Raw genomic sequence first — 21,191 nt, 5'->3', positions numbered from 1 at the left:
GCCTCCTCACCGACGACGTGGGCCGAACGGTAACACGTTCTAGTTGGCGGCCTATCGTGGTCTGATGAGCACCGTCGCTGATACCGAACGGGTCGCCGAACTCGCCCGCGGGGTGGTGGAGAAACACGACCCGACATCCGTGCCCATCCGCGAATATCTCGGCGCCTGCTACGACGCAGGACTGTCGTGGGTGAACTTCCCCGAGGGCTTGGGCGGGCTCGGGTTGTCGCGGGGTCTGCAGGCCGTCGCCGATCGCATCCTGCAGGCAGCGGGCGGGCCGGTGCCCCTCGGACTCAATCCGATGGGCTACGGCATGGCGGCACCGACGGTGCGCGAGCACGCCCAGAGCGACGATCTCAAGCGCAGGTGGCTGCGGCCGCTGGCCACCACCGAGGACATCTGGTGCCAGCTCTTCTCTGAACCTGGCGCGGGCTCGGATCTGGCCGGGCTGGCGACGTCGGCGGTTCCGGACGGCGACGAGTGGGTGATCAACGGTCAGAAGGTGTGGACCAGCCTGGCCCACCGGGCGCGGTGGGGTCTGTTGCTGGCCCGGACCAACCCGGACGTCCCCAAGCACAAGGGGCTGACGTACTTCGTCATCGACATGCACTCCGCCGGGGTCGAGACGCGACCCCTGCGACAACTCACCGGCCACGCGGAGTTCAACGAGGTGTACTTCACCGACGCCCGCATCCCGGACGCGCACCGGCTCGGCGGTGTCGGGGACGGCTGGCGGGTCGCGATGACCACCTTGATGAACGAACGCAGCGCGCTCGGCGGCAGCGGCAGCCGGCGTGGGGCGGGCACGATCTCCGATGCCACCGCACTGTGGGCGTCCCGGCCCGACCGCCAGACGCCGGTGCTGCGCGATCGGCTGACCCAACTCTGGTTGCGCTCGGAGGCGCAGCGGCTGACCGCCGAGCGGTCGCGCGCGGCGGCGACGGTCGGCGGTCCGGGTCCGGAGGGGTCGATCGGCAAGTTGGTCGGCGCCGAGCTCAACCAGCACATCTATCAGTGGTGCATGGACTTCCTGGGTCCGGAAGCCACGCTGTACCACAGCTACGCGATGCCCGAGGACGACCGGGAGAACTCGGATTTCCGCGGGCCGATCCAGCAGCGGTTCCTGCGCAGCCGCGCCAACACCATCGAGGGAGGCACGTCCGACGTGATGCGAAACATCCTGGGCGAGCGGGTGCTCGGTCTGCCCGGAGATCTGCGGGCGGATGCGGGCATGCCGTGGAAGGAGGTGCCGCGTGGCTGAGGAGCAGGAGTGGGTGTTCACCGATGAGCAGCAGCAGTTGCTGGACGCCGTGCGCAAATTCTGCGCCGAGCACTTCGGCGAGGCCACGGTGCGCACGCTGATGGAGTCAGATCCGCCGTTCGACGGCACGGTCTGGACCCGGCTGGGCACCGAACTCGGCGTGCTGGGCCTGTCGGTGCCCGAGGCCGACGGCGGGGTCGGCGGCAGTCTGGTCGACCAGGCCGTCGCCGTCGAACAGTTCGGCGCGACGCTGGCCTGCGGACCGCTGTTCGGCACCGTCTATCTCGCCATCCCGGCGCTGGTCGCGGCCTCCCGTGGCGAGGCGCGCGATGCGCTGCTGGCCGATCTGGTCGAGGGCACCCGCACCGCCGCCTTCGCGGCGGATGCGGCGGCGGTACGCGCCGAGGGATCCACACTGTCCGGTCAGCTGGGCCCGGTGGTCGACGCCGGGACGGCCGACGTCCTGCTGGTCGCGGCGACCGGCGCCGACGGGGTCGGGCTGTACGCCGTCGAAGGCGACACCGACGGCGTGGAACGGGTGCGGCTGGTCACCCTGGACCTGACCCGCCCGCAGGCCGACGTCACCCTGTCCGGGGCCGCGGCGACGCTGATCGCCGGACCGGACGAAGCGCCGCGGGTGATCGAGCACGCCCTGCACGTCGGCGCCGCGCTGCTGGCGGTCGAACAGGTCGGAGCGGCAGCGCATCTGCTCGATCTGGCCGTGGAGTACGCGAAGTCACGGCTGCAGTTCGGCCGGCCGATCGGGTCGTTCCAGGCGGTCAAGCATCGGCTGGCCGACATGCTGGTCGACGCCGAACACGCCCGTTCCACGGCGTATCACGCGGTGTGGGCGCTGGCCGACGGCTCCGACGACGCCCAGTTGGCGACGGCGATCGCGCAGGCGACCTGCTCGGCCGCCCTGAGCCGCATCGCCGCCGACACCATTCAGGTGCTGGGCGGGATCGGATTCACCTGGGAGCATCAGGCGCACCTGTACTTCAAGCGGGCGGTCACCGACGCCGCCCTACTGGGCAGCGCCGAACAGCATCGCGACCGGGTGGCCGAGATCGTGCTCGACGGCGCCTCGGCAGACCGGGCACCGAAGGTGGCGGCGGGCACCCCGCTCTGAGGGCGGGCCGCGCCACCCGGCGCGGACGGCGCCCAGTCGCTATGCTGGCGCATTCCCCTCAAGGGAGGAGTGAACATGCCCGGCCACATCCGGTTGACCTCGCACAGCGGCGCGGTGGGCACCCCGGCGATCACCTGGGGCGCACCGACTCCGGCCGAGCGCGGCCCGGTGGTCGGGACCACGGCGAATCGCCTGCACCGCAATGTGATCGGGACCCACAGCGGTTCCTACAGCGTCTACCGGGCGCTCGCGGTGGCCGCCGGCGCGCTGAAACGCGATCACCGGGCCGACCTCACCGACACCGCCCCCACCGACGTCATCGGCCCGTACCCGCAGTGGTGTGAGCCGGGGCGGATCGTGAGCCTCGACCCGTGGGGCGCCGACGTGGCCGCCGCCTTCGCCACCGAACTGGGCGCCGGGCTCGACATCCGGCCCACCATCGCGGTCACCAAGGCGCACGTCATCCTGCCGGAGGTGGCCGACGCCATCGCCAAGGGCCGGCTCATTCCGGACGGACGGTTCCTGCTGGCCAACGGCGCCGCCCTGGTGACCAAGGCGGCGGTGGAACCGGTGTGGTGGCTGCCGGGGGTGGCGCAGCGCTTCGGCTGCACCGAGACCGACCTGCGCCGGGTGCTGTTCGAGGAGACCGGCGGTATGTATCCCGAACTGGTCACCCGCTCGGATCTGGAGGTGTTCCTCCCGCCGATCGGGGGCCAGACGCTCTACATCTTCGGCGCCGCCGCCGATCTGGCCGACCCGGGCGTGGAGCTGACCGCCCGCGTGCACGACGAGTGCAACGGCTCCGACGTGTTCGGCTCCGACATCTGTACGTGCCGGCCCTACCTCACCCACGCGATCGAGGAGTGCCTGCGTGGCGCCCAGCGCGGCGGCGTGGGACTGGTGGCCTACTCCCGGAAGGAGGGCCGCGCGCTCGGCGAGGTGACCAAGTTCCTCGTCTACAACGCCCGCAAGCGCCAGGTCGGCGGCGACACCGCCGATTCGTATTTCGCCCGCACCGAATGTGTTGCGGGCGTGCAGGACATGCGCTTCCAGGAACTGATGCCCGATGTGTTGCACTGGCTAGGGATCCGCAAGATCCATCGCCTGGTGTCGATGAGCAACATGAAGTACGACGCGATCACCGGCTCGGGCATCGAGGTGGGCGAGCGGGTCAACATTCCCGACGAATTGATCCCCGACGACGCTCGCGTGGAGATCGACGCGAAGATGGCCGCCGGTTACTTCACTCCTGGCCCGGTGCCCGACGCCGACGAGCTCAAGAAGGTCAAGGGTCGCGGGTTGGGTTCATGAATTCGGCGGTGGCCGAGCTCAGGACGACGGCCGCGGTGCGCGAGCGGTCCGGGCGGCTGCTGGCCCGGGCCCGGGCCGGTGAGTCGGCGTGGTTCACCGTTGACGACGGCGCGCTCGAGCACGCGGCCGAGCTGGTGGCCACGGTCACCCGCACGCGCTACCCGGATCTGGCGATCCCGTTCCACAGCCGATGGCGGCACTTCGAGGCCGGCGGGGTCGACCGCCGATCGGATCTCGAGAAGCGCCTCGCCGGCGCCGACGCCGCCGGACAGGCCCGCGCGATGATCGATCTGACGGTGGTCAGCGTCCTGCTCGACGCCGGGGCGGGGCCGACCTGGACTTACACCGAAACTGCTTCCGGGCAACGGTTCTCGCGTTCTGAGGGACTCGGCGTGGCCAGCTGGCATGCTTTCGCCGACGGAATGTTCTCCAGCGACCCGGACGAACCGCTGCGCGCCGATGCGGCGGCACTGGCGACCATGACCACCGACCGGCTGGGCACGGCGTTTCAGGTCGGGCCGGACAATCCCCTGGCGGGCCTGGACGGGCGAGCGACCCTGATGCGTCGCCTCGGCGCGGCGCTCGAAGACGCGGGTGGGCGGCCCGGCGCACTGGTCGATCAACTCATCCCGCCGGTGTCGGCGCACGACATCCTGTCCTGGCTGCTCACCACGCTCGCACCGATCTGGTTGACGGGCAACGACTTCGACGGCACACCGCTCGGTGACTGCTGGCATCACCGCGCCGCCGGATGGGTGCCGTTCCACAAACTCTCCCAATGGCTGACGTACTCCCTGCTCGAGCCGCTCGGGTGGTCGGGCACCGACGTCGGCGGTGTGGACGCGCTCACCGGGCTACCCGAATACCGCAACGGTGGCCTGCTGCTGGACACCGGGGTGCTGCGATTACGCGACCCCGAGACGGCGGTGCGGACGTGGCGGGTCGGCGACGAGGTGATCGTCGAATGGCGGGCGCTGACCGTGGCGCTGCTCGACGAGCTGGCGCCGCTGGTGTGCGCCGCTCTGGGCGCGGATCTCCCGCTGGCCTGTGTCCTGGAGGGCGGGACGTGGGCCGCTGGGCGGGAGCTTGCGCAGCGGATGCGGGACGGTCTGCCGCCCTTGATGATCGACTCGGACGGTACGGTCTTCTGAAACAAGGGAAAGCACACTATGGGCTCCGACGAGGACACAGACATGGGCAGGGTTCATCTCATCGACCACCCGCTGGTCGCACACAAGCTCACGCTGCTGCGCCGCAAAGAGGCGTCTACCACGAGCTTTCGTCAACTCCTGCATGAGATCTCGTCGCTGATGGCCTACGAGGTGCTGCGCGACATCCCCACCCAGGAGGTCGAGATCGAGACCCCGCTGGAAACGATGGCGGGCCGGGTGATCGACGGTAAGAAGCTGGTGTTCGTCTCGATCCTGCGGGCGGGCACCGGCATTCTCGACGGCATGCTCGCCGTGGTGCCCGGCGCGCGCGTCGGCCACATCGGGCTCTACCGCGACCCGAAAACCCTGGTGGCCGTGGAGTACTACTTCAAGATGCCGGCCGGTCTGGAGGAACGCGACCTCGTCGTGGTCGATCCGATGCTGGCCACCGGCCACTCCGCGGTGGCCGCGATCGACCGGCTCAAGGAATGCCGGCCCAAGTCGATCAAGTTCGTGTGCCTGCTGACCTGTCCAGAGGGTATCGCCGCCATGCAGGAGGCCCACCCCGACGTGCCGATCTATACCGCCGCGGTGGACCGCCAGCTCGACGAGCACGGTTACATCCGGCCGGGGCTGGGTGACGCGGGCGACCGCATCTTCGGCACCAAGTAATCGCCCGGGGTTTGATCATCGGCTCCGGCGGTCAACATGCACCCATGAGTCACGACTGGGAATGCGTCGTCGTGGGTGGTGGCGCAGCCGGGCTGAGCGCCACGCTCGTCCTCGGTCGCGCGCGCCGGCGCACACTGCTCGTCGACGCCGGGGAACAGAGCAATCTGGCGTCCGAAGGTATCGGCGGTCTGCTCGGTTTCGACCAACGACCGCCGGCCGAACTGTACGAGACGGGACGCCGAGAGCTGGACCGGTATCCGACCGTCGAATTCCGCCGCGGCACCGTGGTGGAGGGATCGGTGCTGCAGAGCGGTCCCGACGAACAGGGGTTCGCGCTGCAACTCGACGACGGCGATCGGGTGACCACGCAGCGGGTGTTGCTGGCCACCGGCATGGAGTACTGCCCGCCCGATCTGCCCGGCCTCAAACCGCTGTGGGGCACCTCGGTCTTCCAGTGCCCGTTCTGCCACGGCTGGGAGATGCGGGACAAGCGGATCGCCTCGCTGGCGGCCGGCGAGGAAGCGGTGCACTCGGCGTTGATGCTGCGCGGCTGGAGTGACGACGTGGTGCTGCTGACCGACGGGCACCCCCAGCTCGACGGCCGGGACTACGAACAGCTGGCCGCCGCCGAGATCACGATCGACGACCGTCGCGTCGCCGAGCTGATCGGCGAGGACGGTCAGTTGACCGCGATCGCGTTCGCCGACGGCAGTCGGCTCGAACGGGACGGGCTGCTGGTGGAAGCACCGCTGCGACAGCGGTCCAAACTCGCCGAACAGCTCGGTGCGGCGTGCACACCGGGACCGCTGGCCGCCGACACCATCGGCATCGACGCGCTGCATCGCACCTCGGCGCCGACGGTGTTCGCCGCCGGCGACACCTGCACCGAGCACTCGTACGTCGCGGGTTCGATCGCCTCGGGCGCACAGGCGGCCATGATCATCGCGCAGAGTCTGCTCGCCGAACAGTTCGGCATGCCGTACCCGCCGGACGGCAGCGACGACTGAGCCCTCCCCTACTGATCCGATTGTTGCGGCCGTATACGGCGTGTCGCCGCAACAATCGTCACAAAGGGTGGGGGTGCGACGGGCTAATCACACTCGGGGAGCCGACACCCGGTGGCCAGCTCGGCGTACTGGCGCATCAGCCGTAGCGCCGTGCCGCGGCTCAGCCCGGGGTCGCGGGCGACGATCCGGTAGCCGAAGTAGTCCTCCATCGCCATCAGCGACATGGCGATATCGCGGGCCGGGCTGGTCAGCGTGAACACCCCCGCGTCCGCGCCGGCGGTGAGCAGATCGGCGTACAGCCCGACCTGGCGGTGGTAGATGCCCTGGACGTCGCCGCGCTGATCCAGTTCGAAACCGGCGGCCAGCACCGCCCGCCAGATCGCCCGCCATTCGGCGTCCTCCGGCCCGGTCGGCAGACCCGCGGCGATGGTCATGGCCAGCTGAGTGGGCAGGTCGGCGGCCTCGGCGCGCAGGCGGAGCCGCTCGTCGTAGAACCGGATGTCGGAGCGCAGCGCCAGCTCGGAGAGGAGCTCGGGCATGTCCTTGAAGTAGTAGCGCACCGCGTTGGTCGTCAGCCCGAGCTGCGCGGCGACGTCGGCGAGTTTGAGCGTGGCCAGGTCATGGCGCTCGATCAGCGCGATCGCCGCGTCCAGGATGTCGCCGCGCCGCTGGACCTGTTTGTTCGGCCGTGCCATGGCCCGATTCTGCCCGTTCGGTTGCGTCCTGCGTCACACCCGCGCATAGTTCTTTTCCAATCAGGAAAAAAACTACTCGACGAAGCGAGCGGTCCATGCGAGCCAGCGACCTCGGGGTGGTGATCGGTACCCATCCCACCGGCCCCGACAACGCGATCACTGACGTGCCCGGGGTCCGGGTGGGCCACACCACCCTGCACGCCGACGGCCCACCCGCGGTGCACACCGGCGTGACCGTCGTCGTCCCGCACGACGACATCTGGACCGAACCGGTGTTCGCCGGGTCCCACCGCCTCAACGGCAGTGGCGAGCTGACCGGGCTGGAGTGGATCCGCGAGTCCGGCGAACTCACCTCGGCCATCGCGCTCACCAACACCCACAGCGTGGGCGTGGTGCGCGACGAACTCGTGGCCGCCCAGGTGCGGGCCCGCGGCAACGGCGTGTACTGGTCGCTGCCGGTGGTCGGCGAGACCTACGACGGCCTGCTCAACGACATCAACGGTTTTCACGTGCGGCCAGAACACGTCCGGTCGGCCCTGGACAGCGCGTCGGCCGAACCGCCCGCCGAGGGCAACGTCGGCGGCGGCACCGGCATGATCTGTCACGGATTCAAGGGCGGTATCGGCACCTCCTCCCGCATCACCGACACCGCCGCCGGCCGGTACACCGTCGGCGTCCTGGTGCAGGCCAATCACGGCCGGCGGGAACGCCTCCGGATCAACGGCGCACCGGTCGGCGAGCTGATCGGACCGTCCGCGGTGCCCCTGCCGGACCTGCCGGCCCGCTACGAACCGGGTTCGGGCTCGATCATCGTCATCGTCGCCACCGACGCCCCCCTGCTGCCCCACCAGTGCAGTCGCCTGGCCCAGCGCGCAGCGCTGGCGGTCAGCCGGATCGGCGGGACCGGTGAGCAGTACAGCGGCGACCTGATGCTCGCGTTCTCGACCGGCAACCGCGAGATCCCGCCGTACGCCTGGGACGAGGACGTCGCCACCGCGCGACCGGAGATCCCGGTGCGCATGGTGGCCCCGCAGCTGATGACCCGGCTGTTCGACCTGACCATCGAGGCCACCGAGGAGGCCATCGTCAACGCGATGGTCGCCGCGACCACCCTCACCGGTCACCGCGGCTTCACCGCCCATGCGATCGACCACGACCTGTTGCGCCAAGCCCTGTCGGGCACCACCATCCAGGAGAAGTCATGACCACCTCCCCCACCGTCGAGAAGCGGCGTCTGACAGGGCATCTGGGTCCGGTCGGCATCGTGTTCATGGTCGTCGCGGCGGCCGCACCGCTGACCGTCATCGGCGGCAACATGCCGCTGGCGATGGGCATCGGCAACGGTGCCGGCGCACCCGTCGGCTTCGCGATCGCGGCTCTGGTGCTGCTGGTCTTCAGCGTCGGGTTCGTGACGATGACGCCGTATGTCCCCGAGGCGGGTGCGTTCTTCTCGTATGTGACGGTCGGACTCGGCCAGCGTATGGGTAAGGGTGCCGCGGTGGTGGCCCTGATCGCCTACACGGCGATCCAGATCGGCATCTATGGCTACATCGGCTGGGCGATCAACGACACCGTGCGGTACTACGATGGCCCCGAGATCCCCTGGCCGGTTTACTCGTTCGTGGTCCTCGCGATCGTCGCGGTGCTCGGCTACCGGCACATCGAGCTCAGCGCAAAGGTCCTCGGCGTGGCGCTCGCGCTGGAGATCGGCATCGTCGTGCTGCTCGACGTGGTGATGGTCGCCAATCCGGGTCCGGCCGGCATCACGTTCACGTCGTTCGCTCCGGCCACGTTCACCCAGGGCACCATCGGCATCGCGATCCTGTTCGCGCTCACCGGATTCATCGGCTTCGAGGCCACCGCGGTGTTCCGCGACGAGGCCCGTGATCCGCAGCGCACCATCCCGATCGCCACGTACGCCGCGGTCATCATCATCGGCGCCTTCTACGCGATCACGGTGTGGGCGTTCGTCGTCGCCATCGGCCCCGACCAGGTCACCGGCGTGGCCCAGCAGACCCTCGACGGTGAGGGCAACATGCTGCTCGACACCACCGGCGACATGCTGGGCACCATCGGCCGCGACATCGTCAACGTGCTGCTGCTGACCAGCCTGTTCGCCTGTGTGCTGTCCTTCCACAACGTCATCGCGCGCTATCAGTTCGTGCTGGCCGGCAAGGGCCTGCTACCCGCGCGGCTGGCCGCGGTGCACGGCGGCCACGCGTCGCCGGCGTTCTCGTCGATCGTGCAGACGGTCACCGCGGCGATCATCGTGGCGATCCTCGCGGTGTTCGGCATCGATCCGCTGGTGGGCGTCTTCGGCTCGATGGCCGGTGTGGCGACCGTCGGCATGGTGATCCTGATGCTCACCACCTCGATCGCCGTACTGGCCTTCTTTCTGCGCAACCGCGACCGGGTGCCGGGCCGGCTGTGGACCACGCGGATCGCCCCGGCGCTGGCGGTGCTCGGCCTGCTGGGCAGCCTCTGGCTGGTGCTCTCGAACTTCACCCTGGTGACCGGTGGCAGCACGACGCTCAGCGCGGCGCTCGCCGCGATCCCGTTCGCCGGGTTGCTGATCGGAGCCCTGGCGTGGCGAGGGCAGATCAGCCGCTAGTTCATGTTCCAGGGCGCGCCGTAGGTGGTGACGCTGTCACCGCTCGACGAGATCAGCCGGGCATAGGGGCGCAGCAACACTCCGCCGGCCGCGCCGGTCACGGTGCCGTGGGCGTTGGAGACCGCGACCTCACCGTGCGGACCGGTGACGTCGACGGAGAAGGTGGCGACCTCGGTGATGCCCGGACCGTTGCCCAGGTCGGCGGTGAAGGAGGCCCCGGGTAGCAGCGGCGGGGTCGAGATGCCCGGGATGGGGTCGACGGTCGGGACCTCGGCGGAGTCGAACGACACGAAGTCCTGGGCGTCGAGGGCGACGTTGGGCGTGGTGTAGCTGAAGTTGATGCCCACGCCGAGTGACCAGGGGAAGCCGATCTGGTAGCCCAGCTCGAGGGTGCCCTTGAAGTCATCGGCTTTGTCGCCGACGACGTTGTACTTGGCCCGGCCGGAGTGGAACCACTCGCGGGTCAGCCGGTTGCGGTCCAGCGGGAACACCCCGTTGAGGAAGGTGTCCCACTGCTGGATCGTCAGGGTACGGCCCTGTCCGTCGACCAGGCTCAGTTCGTTGTCCAGTCCCGCGTGCGAGGTGGCCGTGCTGGCGAACAGTGCGCCGACCGCCGCGACGATCGCGAACAGGAATCGACTGAGTGCCTTCATGTTTCCCCCAGGAGTGGGTGACCGGAGTTGATGTCCCGGCCCGGTTGAGTCGTCGGATCAACCCCGATCCGGCTTCATGGTCGAGATGAAATTACGGTTAGACCCTGCCTGGACCCTGTGCACGGCCTGCGCGTTTGCTTGCCGCGCGCAGGTCGCAGCCATGGGGTAGGGTCCGCGCTCCTGAGCGACCCGTGAGGGGCCGCTCGCTATTCGGTGGCGCGGCGGGAGGCGGCGACGATCAGCTCGAAGTCGATCGCGACGTGTGCTCGGGCGATCGCCTCGGCCTCGTCGGCGCGGCCCGCCACGATCGCGCCGACCAGATGTTCGTGATCGTGCAGTGCCCGCCGCTCCATCGCCGCCATGGTGTCCGGCTCGCCCCACGGGTGGGCCGGAGCGCCGATGTTCACCGACGCCTCGAGGTCGATCAGCACCTTCTTGAGCACCGGATTGTGGGCGGCGTCCATGATCGCCAGGTGCAGCCGGCTGTCGGCGAGCTGGGCGTCGCCACCACTCTTGGCTGTGCGGTAGGCCTCCAGCGCAGAGGTCAGGGCGGCGATGTCGGCGTCGGTGCGCGACTCGGCGGCGGCCCGGCAGATCGCCCCGTGGATGCGGCACACCGCGTCACAGCGGTCCCGCAGTTCACCGAGGCGCCGCACCAGCGTCCGGTTCACCGCATCGGTGGACGATTCGCGCCACTGCTGCAGGACGTAGGAGCCGCCGCCGCGGCCGCGCCGCGTCTCGAGCAGCCCGCCGTCGACCAGCCTGGCCAGCGCCGCGCGCACCGTCATCCGGCCGACGCCGAGGGAGGCGGCCAGGTCGCGCTCCACCGGCAGCCGGGCGCCGGGCAGGTACTCGCCGATGGCGATCGCGGTGACCAGCCGGTCGGTGATCTCGTCGACGCGCGACGGCATGTCGAGCTGCTGCTGCAGCAGCCCGCTCGTGGCTGTCGCGCCGTCGGTCATCGGTCGCGCCCCTTTCCGGATACGGGCATGTTAATTCGAATCAATGGTCTTGCCATGAGACCTTAACGGGTTCATTCTGTTCGCCATGCCTGTCGAAACCCGCACGGTGCCCTTCCGCGACCATCAGACCTGGGTCCGGATCACGACCCCCGAGAACCCCCGCAGCGGTCTGCTGCCGCTGTTCGTCCTGCACGGCGGCCCGGGCATGGGGCACAACTACGTGCGCAACATCGCCGAACTGGCCGATGAGACCGGCCGCACGGTGATCCACTACGACCAGCTCGGCTGCGGTAACAGCACCCACCTGCCCGACGCGCCCGCCGACTTCTGGACCCCCGCACTGTTCGTCGAGGAGTTCCACACCGTACGCACCGCGCTCGGGATCGAGCACTACCACCTACTCGGGCAGTCCTGGGGCGGCATGCTCGGCGCCGAGATCGCGGTGCTGCAGCCGCCCGGCCTGGCGTCGCTGTCGGTCTGCAACTCGCCGGCGTCGATGGCGCTGTGGATGGCGGCCGCTGCGCAACTGCGGTCGGAGTTGCCGCCCGAGACCCAGTCCGCTCTCGACCGGCACGAGGAGGCGGGGACCGTCGGCGACCCCGAATACCTGGCGGCCACCGAGGAGTTCTACGTCCGCCACGTATGCCGCGTGGTGCCCGCACCCCAGGACTTCGTCGAGACCGTCGAACAGATGGAAGCCGAGCCGACGGTCTACCACACCATGAACGGCCCCAACGAGTTTCACGTTCTGGGCACGCTGCGGGAATGGAGCATCATCGACCGATTGCCGGCCATCGAGGTGCCCACCCTGGTGATCGCCGGCGAATTCGACGAGGCCACCCCCGAGACGTGGGCGCCATACGTCGAGAAGATCCCGGACGCCCGCAGCCAGGTGTTCGCCGACGCCAGCCACTGCAGCCATCTGGAGAAGCCCGAGGAGTTCCGCGCCGTCGTCGCCGACTTCCTCGCCGCCAACGACACCCCGAGCCGATAGGACGTCCATGGCCACCTCTGACCCGCAGCGTGCGCTCGAATCGTTCGGCTATCGGCAGGAACTCAACCGTTCGGTGTCCACCGTCGACCTGGTGGTCTACGGGCTGGTGTTCATGGTGCCGATCGCGCCGTGGGCGATCTTCGGCACCGTCTACAACAGCGCCTCCGGAATGGTGCCGCTGGTCTATCTGATCGGCCTGGTGGCCATGGTGTTCACCGCCCTGGCCTACGCACAGATGGCCAGGTCGTTCCCACTGGCCGGGTCGGTGTTCTCCTATGTCGGACGCGGGATCCACCCCGCCGCCGGCTTTTTCGCGGGCTGGGCGATCCTGCTGGACTATCTGCTGGTGCCGACGCTGCTCTACGTGTTCGCCGCCGAATCGATGATCGGACTGTTCCCGGGGACACCGCGCTGGCTGTGGGCGATCGTGTTCGTGGTCGTCAACACCATCATCAACGTGGCGGGCATCAGTTCGCTCAAGCTGGCCAACCGGGTGTTCCTGGCCATCGAGCTGGTGTTCGTGGCGATCTTCATCGTGATCGCGGTGCGCGCGCTGAACGGGCAGACGCTGCCCGACATCGGCTGGGGCACCGCGCCGATCTGGGATTCCAGTGCGGTGAGCGCACCGCTGCTGGCCGCGGCTCTGTCGATCGCCGTGCTGAGCTTCCTCGGTTTCGACGGGATCTCGACACTGGCCGAGGAATCGACAGGCCGGCGCAATCCGGCCGGCCGGGCGATGATCATCGCGCTGTTCGTCGTCGCCACGCTGTTCATCACCCAGACCTGGCTGGCCAGCCTGCTGGCCGGCGGCCGGGAATCGTTCAGCGACGACGAGGCGGGTAACGCCTTCTTCACGCTGGTGCAGGCCGCGTCGAGCACCGGCTGGATGAACGCCTTCTTCGTCGTCAACGTCCTCGCGGTCGGCTTCGCCAACGCGATGGCCGCCCAGGCCGCCACCAGCCGCCTGCTGTTCTCGATGAGCCGGGATCGCCAGCTGCCGCACTACCTTTCGCGGATCAGCAACCGCCAGGTCCCGACGGCCGCGTTGCTGACCGTGAGCGCGCTGAGCCTGGTGCTCGTGCTGTTCTTCGTCGGCCAGATCGGGTTGATCTCATCGCTGGTGAACTTCGGTGCGCTGTTCGGCTTCTGCCTGCTGCACATCTCGGTGTTCTGGTACTACATCGTCAAGCAGAAGTCCACGAACTACCTGCTGCACCTGGCGGTACCCGCGCTGGGCTTCGTGATCATCGCCTACGTGCTGTTCAACGCCGACACCCTGGCCAAGATCGGTGGCCTGGTGTGGCTGGTGATCGGCGCGATCATCTTCGGTGTCAATGTGGTTCGCGGTCGCGGAGTGCCGGAGTTCGCCGGCGAGCAGGAGCTCGGCACCCTCGGTGAGGGATCGGTGGGCGCACCGGAGTCGACCCGCCAGGAGGGGTAGGCCTACCCCGCCACCGCGTCGATCGCCCGGTAGATCCGCTGTTCGCTCACCGGACGCGGGGTGCCGAGTTGCTGGGCCCACAGGCTAACCCGCAGTTCCTCGATCATCCGACCGATGTCGCGGACGTCCTCCCCTGCCGCCCGCGCGGAGGACAACGAGGCACGCAGGTCCTCGTAGGCGTCGGTCACGTCGCGCAGCACCGCCATCCGCTCCCGGTCGGCGTTGATGCCGTGGGGCAGCCGTTCCAGTCGGCGGCCGACCGCCATCAGATAGCGCGTCAGATCAGCCAGGTGCGGTGCGCCGGTCGCCGTCACGAAGCCGTGCGGCAGCAGAGTGGCCAGGTGCGCGCGGATATCGGTGATCGACTCCGCCTGCGCGGCAGCAGGATTGGTCGGTAACGCCACCTCGACCTGTTGGGCTGCGGCCAGCACCTTCGCGACCCGGCCGACGATGTCGAGCGTCGTCGGCACCAGGGCCCGGCCCACCCGCTGCGCTTCGGCGGCGAACGCGTCGCGGGTCCACACCGGGGTCTTCACCAGCACGTCCACCGCCGCGTCGGCGCAGTCCTCGAGCAGGGCCGCCAGCGATCCATCGGGGTTGGTGCCCAACGTGAGTCGCTGCCGCATGTCCAGCGCCCGTTCGACCTGTTTGACCGGTGACGGTCCCGACAACCGCAGTAGCCGCCGGATACCGGGGCCCATCGCCGCGCTCTGCTCGGCCGGAGTCGGGAACACCCGCAGATCGACCGTCCTACCGCCGTCGACGAACGCCGGATGCCCCCGTACGGTGTGCGCGCCGGCGCGGCGCTCGACCACCTTCGGCACCTCGGCGAGGTCGTCAGGCCAGCCGCGCAATCCGGTGCGCTCGATCCCGTCGGCCACCGCATGGGCCACCGCGTCGCGCACCGGCGCTGCCAGCTGCTCCTGCAGGGTGCCGAGGTCTTTCCCGCGTGCCACCTCGCGACCGTCGGATTCGACGGCGAAGGTGACCCGCAGATGGGCCGGGATCTTGTCCAGATCGAAGGCCTCCAGCGGTACCGTCACGCCACTGCGCCGCCACAGCTCGTGCTGCAGACTCTCCAGCAACGGGCCGCTGCCCGGAGCCATCGTCCGCAGCACCTCGCGCGCGGTGTCGGGCGCGGGCACGAAGCTGCGCCGCAGCTCCTTGGGTAGCGACTTGATCAGCGAGGTGATCAGTTCCTCCCGCAAAGCGGGGACATGCCAGGCGAATTCGTCGCCGCCGAGGCGAGCGAGCACCTCGACCGGAACGTGCACGGTGATGCCGTCGTCCACTGCGCCGGGTTCGAAGCGGTAGGTCAGCGGTAGCGACAGATCTCCGGCCTGCCAGGCGTCGGGGAGTTCGTCGGCGTCGTCGGCGCGCAGCAGATCGGCGCGCGTCATCGTCAGCAGATCCGGTGTGTGGTGGCGCTGTTTGCGCCACCACGCGTCGAAATGCCGCGCCGAGACGATGTCGGCGGGGATCCGCACGTCGTAGAACGCGAACACCTCTTCGTCGCCGACCAGCATGTCACGCCGGCGCGCCCGGTCCTCGACTTCCTCCAGTTCGGTTCGCAGCCGTGCGTTGTCGCGGAAGAAGTGGTGTTTGGTCTGCCAGTCCCCCTCGACCAGCGCGTGTCGGATGAACAGTTCGCGGGATAATTGCGGCTCGATCGGCGCGTAGTTGATCCGCCGCCGCGCCACCAACGGCAAGCCGTAGAGGGTGACGCGCTCGTACGCCATCACCGCACCGCGCTGCGCCTCCCAATGCGGTTCGCTGTAGGTGCGCTGCACCAGATCGCCCGCGATGCGTTCGACCATCTCCGGTTCGATGCGTGCGGCGGTCCGGCCGAACAGACGGCTGGTCTCGACCAGGTCGGCGACGACGATCCAGCGCGGCGGCCGCCGGGTCAGCACCGATCCGGGCGCCAGCACGAACCGGGTGTTGCGCGCGCCCTGATAGTCCCGGGCGTCGCCGTCGCGCAGCCCGACGTGGGAGAGCAGCCCGGCCACCAGTGCGGCGTGGATGCTCGCCGGATCGGCCGGTTCGGCGTTCGGCTCGGCGGACTCCCGAATCCCGAGATCGGCGGCGATGCTGCGCAGCTGACCGGTGAGGTCCTGCCATTCCCGGATCCGCAGATAGTGCAGGAACTCGTCGCGGCACATGCGGCGGAATGAACTGCCGGAGCGGTCTTTTCGTTGCTCGCGCAGATACCGCCAGAGGTTCAGATACGAGATGAAGTCCGAGTGTTCGTCCTTGAACCGGGCGTGCTTCTGCTGCGCCTGCGCCTCGCGGTCTGCCGGGCGCTCGCGCGGATCGGGAATCGACAGTGCCGCGGCGAGCACCAGCACCTCACGCACGCAGTTCTCGGTCTGCGCCTGCAGGATCATCCGTCCGATGCGCGGGTCCAGCGGCAGCCGCGCCAGCCGCCTGCCGACATCGGTGAGCTGACCGGCGCGGTCGAACGCGCCGAGTTCCTGCAGCAGCGCCACCCCGTCGCGGATGCTGCGCCGGTCCGGCGGGTCCAGAAACGGGAAGTCCTCGATGTCCCCGAGGCCGAGCGAGGCCATCTGCAGGATCACCGCGGCGAGATTGGTGCGCAGGATCTCCGGATCGGTGTAGCGCGGCCGTGATTCGAAGTCGCCCTCGGAGTACAGCCGGATGCACACGCCCGGCGCGGTACGCCCGGATCGGCCGGCCCGCTGCGCCGCCGAGGCCTGGCTGATCGGCTCGATCGGCAGCCGCTGCACCTTGGTGCGACGGCTGTACCGCGAGATGCGGGCGGTGCCGGGGTCGACCACGTAGCGGATGCCCGGCACCGTCAGCGATGTCTCGGCGACATTGGTGGCCAGTACGACGCGTCTGCCGGTGTGGGGGGCGAACACCTTCTGCTGCTCGGCGGTCGGCAGCCGCGCGTAGAGCGGCAGCACCTCGGTGCGGTCCAGTGCGCCGCGCAGCACCTCTGCGGTGTCTCGGATCTCGCGCTCCCCGGACAGGAAGACCAGCACGTCGCCGGGCGGTTCAGCCTCGAGTTCGCGGACGGCGTCGACGATGGCGTCGGTCTGGTCGCGTATCTCGGATGAGCCGCTTGCGCGAAGACCAGAGGTGTCGGTCCGCACGATCTCGTGGTCGGGGTCGTCCGGATCGTCGGGGTCGGATTCGACGACGTCCACCTCGAGCGGGCGATAGCGGATCTCCACCGGATACGTGCGGCCGGACACCTCGACGATCGGCGCTCCGGAGAAGTGGGCGGCGAACCGCTCCGGCTCGATGGTCGCCGAGGTCACGATGACCTTCAGATCGGGCCGGCGCGGCAGCAGCTCGCGGAGGTACCCCAGCAGGAAGTCGATGTTGAGGCTGCGCTCGTGGGCCTCGTCGAGAATCAGGGTGTCGTAGCGCAGCAGCCGGCGGTCACGCTGGATCTCGGCGAGCAGGATGCCGTCGGTCATCAATTTGACCAGCGTGCGGTCGCTGGCCTGGTCGGTGAAGCGCACCGTGTAGCCGACCGCGTCACCGAGCGGGGTGCCGAGCTCGTCGGCGATGCGCTGCCCGACGGTGCGCGCGGCCAGCCGCCGCGGCTGGGTGTGGCCGATGGTGCCGCGGATGCCGCGGCCGAGTTCCAGACAGATCTTCGGCAGCTGGGTGGTCTTACCCGATCCCGTCTCGCCGGCGACGACGACCACCTGGTGGCCGGCGATCGCCTCGGCGATCTCGTCGCGCCGGTCACTGACCGGCAGGTCGGGATAGGTGATGGTGGGCACGGCCGCGGTGCGGGTGGCGATCAGCGCCTCGCCGGTGCGGATCTGCTTCTCGATCTGACCGATCTTGTCGGCGGTCAGTCGACGGTCCTTGAGGCGGCGGCCGATGCGGGCGGCATCACGGATGGTCAGGCCGTCGAGGCGGGTGCGCAGCGCGCGCAGCTCGTCGCGGGACGGTTCGGACACTCGCGCCAGGATAGGCGTCCGGCGGCGGCGCTGACTGTGCAGGGAGATCGTCGGAATCGCCGAATCCGCGATCTGCCTGCAAAGTCAACGCATGTTGGGGATTTGCGGGCTCGGTTTCCCGTGAAACCGAACCGTTACCGTCGCGGCGACCAGTACTCCAGCATCGCGGCGAGGGTCTCGAACGCCGGGGTGGACACCCCGTAGGTCGCCTCGAAGTGCAGGCTCAGCGGGAAACCCAACTCGCCCACCCCGTCGATCACCCGCTTGTACAGGTCGAGCAGCATCCGGCGCTTGTCGGCCGGATCGCTGGCCGCCAGCTGAGCGACGAACTCCTGCTCGGCGGCCACCGCGGCGTTTCCGGGGTCCTGGATCAGCCATTTGATCAGCCCGACCCGGCTCTCGACCTTGGGCACGAACCCGAACGACAGCAGGATCTCCGGCCGGTGCTCGTTCTGGGCCGCGAACTCCCGCAGGAACCCGACGATCGCGTCGGAGTACAGCAGCTGCGTCATGCCGTAGGTGGCGCCGCGATCGCATTTGAACGCGAAGCGGCCCTGCTCTCCGTCACGCGTCGGAATCAAGATCGCGCCCCGGTGCGACACCACCTGCCCGAACTTCGACAGCGCATCGACCGGCGCCACCCCGCTGCCCTCGCCGTCGTTCATGGTCCGCGGGACGCCCACGAACGCGATGCCGTCGAATCCGGCGGCGCCCAGCGCGCTCAACCGTTCTCGTAGGGCGTCCTCGTCGAGGAAGGCGGTGACCTGCGTGCACAGACCGCGAACACCGGGCAGTTCCGGGCTGATGACGTTCCAGAAGTCCAGCACGTCCATCTTGGGCTTCATCTCGAGCGGACGGTCGTCGTCCTCCTCGATCATCCCGGGGATCATCACGTGCTGGATGCGGCCCTCGATACCGGCCTCGGCCGAACACCGCAGCACCTTGTGGGCATCCTCGAGCGCCTGCTCGCGGCCGGCCCCGCGGTCCGGGTCGACGTTGGGCGCCACGAGTTCGAGCGCGACGGTGTTGAGGGGCATGACTGCTCCTTCGGGACGTTCATCCGGCGTGACAATCGGTATCCGGTTCGAGCGGAATTCGACCGGTGGCGCGACGCTGCGCTTCTACCATCGAATCATCGCCGCCGCAGCGCTGGGCAAGGAGGCCGAGTTGTCGCGCAGCCGGGTCCGCACCGTCCTGCTCCTCGAGCTGGCGGTGCTGCTTGCCGCAGGCCTGGTGATGACGCCCCGGTCGCCGCAGGTCAGCGTTTCTTACGAGGTCACCGGCGCCGGACGCGTGGAGGTGCGCTACGCCGCAGCGGACGGGGCGCTGGCCGCGCCCGCCGTGGTCGCACTGCCCTGGCGCAAACAGTTCACCGTGACCCGCGACGTGCGGTTCCTGACGATGAGCGCGGCGCGCCGGGTGTCGGCGCCGGGAGACATCAGCTGCCGCATCACCGTCGACGGCACCGTGGTGGCCCTGGACGGGCTCGGCGGCGGGTCGGCGCAGTGCACGGGAACGGTGCCCGCTGAGGCTTAGACGGCCACCTCGCGCAGCGTGTCCCGGGCCCGGTCCACGTCGTCGCACAGCCGCTCGGCATCGGTGTACAGGCCGCCGAACACCGCCCAGTCGGTGGGCAGGTCGAGCGGGTGGCCTCTGGTGTGGACTCTCAGCGCCTCCAGTGCGGTGCGGCAGCGCTCGCCGGCGCCGTCCAGGCCCGGGCCGTGCTTGAGGTCGTCGACGGTGTGGATGGCGCCCAGCCGCTCGACGGCCGCGCCGACAGCGGTGAGCAGGGTGCCGTAGCGGTGCAGGAACTCTTCGTGGACGGCGCGCTGGTCGCTGTCGCGTTCGGCGATCCGCAGGAATCCCGACGCCACCGAACGCAGCTGTTCGGCGAGCCGTTCGGCGGCGCTGATGGTGACCCGGTAGCCGTTGAAGGTGCTGCGGTCCGGGGTGCGCAGCCGGCGCGGATTCCACTTCCAGGTGGCGTGCGCGTGGTCGACGGTCGCGCGGGCCTGGCCGGCCGCGCGCTGGGCGAAACCTCCGCGCGGTCTCGCCAGTCCCGGGAGTCGGCGGATGCGGGCGCCCCGTCGCACACTCCGTCGGCCATGTCGGTGGCCAGGGCGACGATGGTCGCGCACAGGCTGTCGACGGCGTCGGCCGCCGTGCGGTACCGCAGCGGTGGGGCGATGAGCAGGTTGACCGCGAGCGCAACCACGGCGCCGAGCACCACCAGTCCCGCGATCTGCGGCAGCGCGGCGGCGGGGTTCTCGCCCTGGCTGGGCATGGCGAAGACGTTGAACGCGAAGATCGCGGCCACCGCCACGTTGACGCCCTGCACGCCCAGCCGGTGCCAGCGCCCGATCAGCAGCGCCGCGGCCAGCATCACCGGGAACACCCACACCGCCGGACCCCACGGCCACACCAGCACCCCGACCAGCACCACCCCGAGCACCACCGCGCCGGTGTAGCGCACCGATCTGTCGAGCGACTCGGCGATGGTGGCGTGCATGAGCAGCACCGCCGAGAACGGAGCGAACGAGGCGTGGCGCGCATCGAACACCTTGGCCGCCAGCAGCCAGGCGATGGTCGCGGCCAGCACCGTCTTCAGCGTCGTCAGCACGGTCTCGCGGTCAGTGAACGAGGACAGCCGGTCGCGGAGGCGGCGACCGGCCGAGCTGAACCACGGCGCGCCGGACATCCCCGTCGCGTACCCGCGCGCGGGGTTGATCAGACGGGGTCGATGAGCCCCCGTACCGACGCAGGCACCGACAGCGGTGAATCCGTATGGGGCGCACCGTAGTGGCTGTGCACCGGCACCACCCCGGTCCACGCCGCGCCGGGCGCCGCCGGCCCGGTGCGGGCCTTGGCCACCCACTGCCCCTCGACGATCGGCACCGCCAGCAGCAACGTCGAGGCGACCTCCTTGGCCGAATGCGGCGGGCATTCGGCGACCCGGCCCGGAATCAGACCCTCGGTGAAGCGGTCGAGCAGCGGCGGTGCCTCCTCGCGGGGAACGACGCCGGCGACGCCGCGCACCACGGCCGAGCGGTAGTTGGCCGAGTGGTCGAACTGGCGCTCCGCGATGACCAGCCCGTCGAGGACGAAGGCGCTGACGCAGACCTTTGCACCCGCCGCCACGTGGCGCAGCGCCCCCGCGCCGGTCGACCCGTGCAGCAGGAGCCGGTCGCCGTCCCGCGCGACCAGCATCGGCACGGCCCATGGTTCGTCGCCGAGGACCGTCGACACCGTCGCAACGGCGCATTCGTCGAATACGGCGTGCAGCAGCGCCAGGTCACCGGTCCGGTCGGGTTTACGGTTCAGACGATCCAGCGGCGAGGTGGTCACGATGCCATTCACCCAGCC

Annotated in this window: 19 protein-coding genes and 1 pseudogene; 12 read left to right on the top strand and 8 right to left on the bottom strand. The window is 69.6% G+C overall.

Annotation, left to right across the window (positions count from 1 at the left end):
* Nucleotides 1-64: 64 nt before the first annotated feature.
* The 6 genes from ACN27E_RS18760 to ACN27E_RS18735 all read left to right on the top strand — a co-directional run bounded on the left by ACN27E_RS18760 (nucleotide 65) and on the right by ACN27E_RS18735 (nucleotide 6,531).
* Nucleotides 65-1,261, top strand: coding sequence for an acyl-CoA dehydrogenase family protein (locus ACN27E_RS18760; protein WP_422743722.1), 1,197 nt, complete (start codon nucleotides 65-67; stop codon nucleotides 1,259-1,261).
* Nucleotides 1,254-2,390: an acyl-CoA dehydrogenase family protein gene (locus ACN27E_RS18755; RefSeq protein ID WP_422743720.1), complete on the top strand. Its 1,137-nt coding sequence runs from the start codon at nucleotides 1,254-1,256 to the stop codon at nucleotides 2,388-2,390. The genes ACN27E_RS18760 and ACN27E_RS18755 overlap by 8 nt, the downstream gene beginning before the upstream one ends.
* 75 nt (nucleotides 2,391-2,465) lie before the next feature.
* Nucleotides 2,466-3,701: a GTP cyclohydrolase II gene (locus tag ACN27E_RS18750; RefSeq protein ID WP_422743719.1), complete on the top strand. Its 1,236-nt coding sequence runs from the start codon at nucleotides 2,466-2,468 to the stop codon at nucleotides 3,699-3,701.
* Entirely contained in the window at nucleotides 3,698-4,852 is a 1,155-nt protein-coding gene (locus tag ACN27E_RS18745; RefSeq protein WP_422743718.1) for a URC4/urg3 family protein, read from the top strand. The genes ACN27E_RS18750 and ACN27E_RS18745 overlap by 4 nt, the downstream gene beginning before the upstream one ends.
* A 42-nt stretch (nucleotides 4,853-4,894) precedes the next feature.
* Entirely contained in the window at nucleotides 4,895-5,524 is a 630-nt protein-coding gene (gene upp, locus ACN27E_RS18740) for a uracil phosphoribosyltransferase (RefSeq protein ID WP_422743717.1), read from the top strand.
* Between the two features lie 44 nt (nucleotides 5,525-5,568).
* On the top strand, nucleotides 5,569-6,531 hold the full coding sequence (locus ACN27E_RS18735) for an NAD(P)/FAD-dependent oxidoreductase (protein WP_422743715.1): 963 nt from the start codon (nucleotides 5,569-5,571) through the stop codon (nucleotides 6,529-6,531).
* A gap of 83 nt (nucleotides 6,532-6,614) precedes the next feature.
* On the opposite strand, the gene ACN27E_RS18730 is transcribed toward ACN27E_RS18735, so the two are convergent.
* Complete coding sequence (locus tag ACN27E_RS18730) at nucleotides 6,615-7,226, bottom strand: TetR family transcriptional regulator (protein ID WP_422743714.1); 612 nt, start codon at nucleotides 7,224-7,226, stop codon at nucleotides 6,615-6,617.
* 95 nt (nucleotides 7,227-7,321) lie between these two features.
* Here ACN27E_RS18730 and ACN27E_RS18725 point away from each other — a divergent pair, with 95 nt between their 5' ends.
* Nucleotides 7,322-8,431 carry a P1 family peptidase gene (locus tag ACN27E_RS18725; protein ID WP_422743713.1) on the top strand — a complete coding sequence of 370 codons (1,110 nt, stop codon included), beginning with the start codon at nucleotides 7,322-7,324 and terminating at the stop codon, nucleotides 8,429-8,431.
* A complete protein-coding gene (locus tag ACN27E_RS18720) occupies nucleotides 8,428-9,837 on the top strand; it encodes an APC family permease (RefSeq protein ID WP_422743712.1) in 1,410 nt (469 codons plus the stop codon). The genes ACN27E_RS18725 and ACN27E_RS18720 overlap by 4 nt, the downstream gene beginning before the upstream one ends.
* Here the strand turns inward: ACN27E_RS18720 and ACN27E_RS18715 are convergent.
* The gene (locus tag ACN27E_RS18715; protein ID WP_422743711.1) at nucleotides 9,834-10,490 is read right to left on the bottom strand and encodes an MspA family porin; all 657 of its coding nucleotides are present in this window, start codon (nucleotides 10,488-10,490) and stop codon (nucleotides 9,834-9,836) included. The two genes, ACN27E_RS18720 and ACN27E_RS18715, sit on opposite strands and share 4 nt — an antisense overlap.
* Before the next feature lie 206 nt (nucleotides 10,491-10,696).
* The gene (locus ACN27E_RS18710) at nucleotides 10,697-11,452 is read right to left on the bottom strand and encodes a FadR/GntR family transcriptional regulator (RefSeq protein ID WP_422743709.1); all 756 of its coding nucleotides are present in this window, start codon (nucleotides 11,450-11,452) and stop codon (nucleotides 10,697-10,699) included.
* A gap of 85 nt (nucleotides 11,453-11,537) precedes the next feature.
* Here ACN27E_RS18710 and ACN27E_RS18705 point away from each other — a divergent pair, with 85 nt between their 5' ends.
* Both ACN27E_RS18705 and ACN27E_RS18700 read left to right on the top strand, forming a co-directional pair.
* Nucleotides 11,538-12,446 carry a proline iminopeptidase-family hydrolase gene (locus tag ACN27E_RS18705; RefSeq protein WP_422743708.1) on the top strand — a complete coding sequence of 303 codons (909 nt, stop codon included), beginning with the start codon at nucleotides 11,538-11,540 and terminating at the stop codon, nucleotides 12,444-12,446.
* A 7-nt stretch (nucleotides 12,447-12,453) separates the two neighbouring features.
* On the top strand, nucleotides 12,454-13,887 hold the full coding sequence (locus ACN27E_RS18700; RefSeq protein WP_422743706.1) for an APC family permease: 1,434 nt from the start codon (nucleotides 12,454-12,456) through the stop codon (nucleotides 13,885-13,887).
* Nucleotides 13,888-13,889: 2 nt separating this feature from the next.
* Here ACN27E_RS18700 and hrpA read toward each other — a convergent pair whose 3' ends face one another.
* Together hrpA and ACN27E_RS18690 are read right to left on the bottom strand one after the other, a co-directional pair.
* The gene (gene hrpA, locus ACN27E_RS18695; RefSeq protein ID WP_422743704.1) at nucleotides 13,890-17,828 is read right to left on the bottom strand and encodes an ATP-dependent RNA helicase HrpA; all 3,939 of its coding nucleotides are present in this window, start codon (nucleotides 17,826-17,828) and stop codon (nucleotides 13,890-13,892) included.
* A 134-nt stretch (nucleotides 17,829-17,962) separates the two neighbouring features.
* The gene (locus ACN27E_RS18690; RefSeq protein WP_422743703.1) at nucleotides 17,963-18,865 is read right to left on the bottom strand and encodes a mycobacterial-type methylenetetrahydrofolate reductase; all 903 of its coding nucleotides are present in this window, start codon (nucleotides 18,863-18,865) and stop codon (nucleotides 17,963-17,965) included.
* A 28-nt stretch (nucleotides 18,866-18,893) separates the two neighbouring features.
* Between ACN27E_RS18690 and ACN27E_RS18685 the strand changes: the two genes are divergently transcribed.
* Nucleotides 18,894-19,364, top strand: a complete 471-nt coding sequence (locus tag ACN27E_RS18685) for an MmpS family transport accessory protein (RefSeq protein ID WP_422743702.1) — start codon at nucleotides 18,894-18,896, stop codon at nucleotides 19,362-19,364.
* Here the strand turns inward: ACN27E_RS18685 and ACN27E_RS18680 are convergent.
* Both ACN27E_RS18680 and ACN27E_RS18675 read right to left on the bottom strand, forming a co-directional pair.
* Nucleotides 19,361-19,921 carry a hypothetical protein gene (locus ACN27E_RS18680; protein WP_422750193.1) on the bottom strand — a complete coding sequence of 187 codons (561 nt, stop codon included), beginning with the start codon at nucleotides 19,919-19,921 and terminating at the stop codon, nucleotides 19,361-19,363. The two genes, ACN27E_RS18685 and ACN27E_RS18680, sit on opposite strands and share 4 nt — an antisense overlap.
* Before the next feature lie 155 nt (nucleotides 19,922-20,076).
* A pseudogene (locus tag ACN27E_RS18675) lies at nucleotides 20,077-20,388 on the bottom strand (FUSC family protein); the annotation flags it as partial.
* Between ACN27E_RS18675 and ACN27E_RS18670 the strand changes: the two are divergent.
* Complete coding sequence (locus ACN27E_RS18670; protein ID WP_422750192.1) at nucleotides 20,336-20,572, top strand: hypothetical protein; 237 nt, start codon at nucleotides 20,336-20,338, stop codon at nucleotides 20,570-20,572. The pseudogene ACN27E_RS18675 and the gene ACN27E_RS18670 overlap by 53 nt on opposite strands.
* Here the strand turns inward: ACN27E_RS18670 and ACN27E_RS18665 are convergent.
* Nucleotides 20,556-21,173, bottom strand: a complete 618-nt coding sequence (locus tag ACN27E_RS18665) for a pyridoxamine 5'-phosphate oxidase family protein (protein ID WP_422743700.1) — start codon at nucleotides 21,171-21,173, stop codon at nucleotides 20,556-20,558. The two genes, ACN27E_RS18670 and ACN27E_RS18665, sit on opposite strands and share 17 nt — an antisense overlap.
* Nucleotides 21,174-21,191: the final 18 nt, after the last annotated feature.

This window comes from Mycobacterium sp. WMMD1722, assembly GCF_049315205.1.
Taxonomy (GTDB): Bacteria; Actinomycetota; Actinomycetes; order Mycobacteriales; family Mycobacteriaceae; genus Mycobacterium.
Note: the sequence above shows the minus strand (reverse complement) of the source record. Positions and strands in the feature narration are given on the sequence as shown.

Coding starts and splice junctions, on each gene's coding strand:
- ACN27E_RS18760 (WP_422743722.1), top strand. CDS start 65: ATGAGCACCGTCGCTGATACCGAACGGGTCGCCGAACTCGCCCGCGGG.
- ACN27E_RS18750 (WP_422743719.1), top strand. CDS start 2,466: ATGCCCGGCCACATCCGGTTGACCTCGCACAGCGGCGCGGTGGGCACC.
- ACN27E_RS18745 (WP_422743718.1), top strand. CDS start 3,698: ATGAATTCGGCGGTGGCCGAGCTCAGGACGACGGCCGCGGTGCGCGAG.
- upp (WP_422743717.1), top strand. CDS start 4,895: ATGGGCAGGGTTCATCTCATCGACCACCCGCTGGTCGCACACAAGCTC.
- ACN27E_RS18735 (WP_422743715.1), top strand. CDS start 5,569: ATGAGTCACGACTGGGAATGCGTCGTCGTGGGTGGTGGCGCAGCCGGG.
- ACN27E_RS18730 (WP_422743714.1), bottom strand. CDS start 7,226: ATGGCACGGCCGAACAAACAGGTCCAGCGGCGCGGCGACATCCTGGAC.
- ACN27E_RS18725 (WP_422743713.1), top strand. CDS start 7,322: ATGCGAGCCAGCGACCTCGGGGTGGTGATCGGTACCCATCCCACCGGC.
- ACN27E_RS18720 (WP_422743712.1), top strand. CDS start 8,428: ATGACCACCTCCCCCACCGTCGAGAAGCGGCGTCTGACAGGGCATCTG.
- ACN27E_RS18715 (WP_422743711.1), bottom strand. CDS start 10,490: ATGAAGGCACTCAGTCGATTCCTGTTCGCGATCGTCGCGGCGGTCGGC.
- ACN27E_RS18710 (WP_422743709.1), bottom strand. CDS start 11,452: ATGACCGACGGCGCGACAGCCACGAGCGGGCTGCTGCAGCAGCAGCTC.
- ACN27E_RS18705 (WP_422743708.1), top strand. CDS start 11,538: ATGCCTGTCGAAACCCGCACGGTGCCCTTCCGCGACCATCAGACCTGG.
- ACN27E_RS18700 (WP_422743706.1), top strand. CDS start 12,454: ATGGCCACCTCTGACCCGCAGCGTGCGCTCGAATCGTTCGGCTATCGG.
- ACN27E_RS18690 (WP_422743703.1), bottom strand. CDS start 18,865: ATGCCCCTCAACACCGTCGCGCTCGAACTCGTGGCGCCCAACGTCGAC.
- ACN27E_RS18670 (WP_422750192.1), top strand. CDS start 20,336: ATGAGCAGCACCGCCGAGAACGGAGCGAACGAGGCGTGGCGCGCATCG.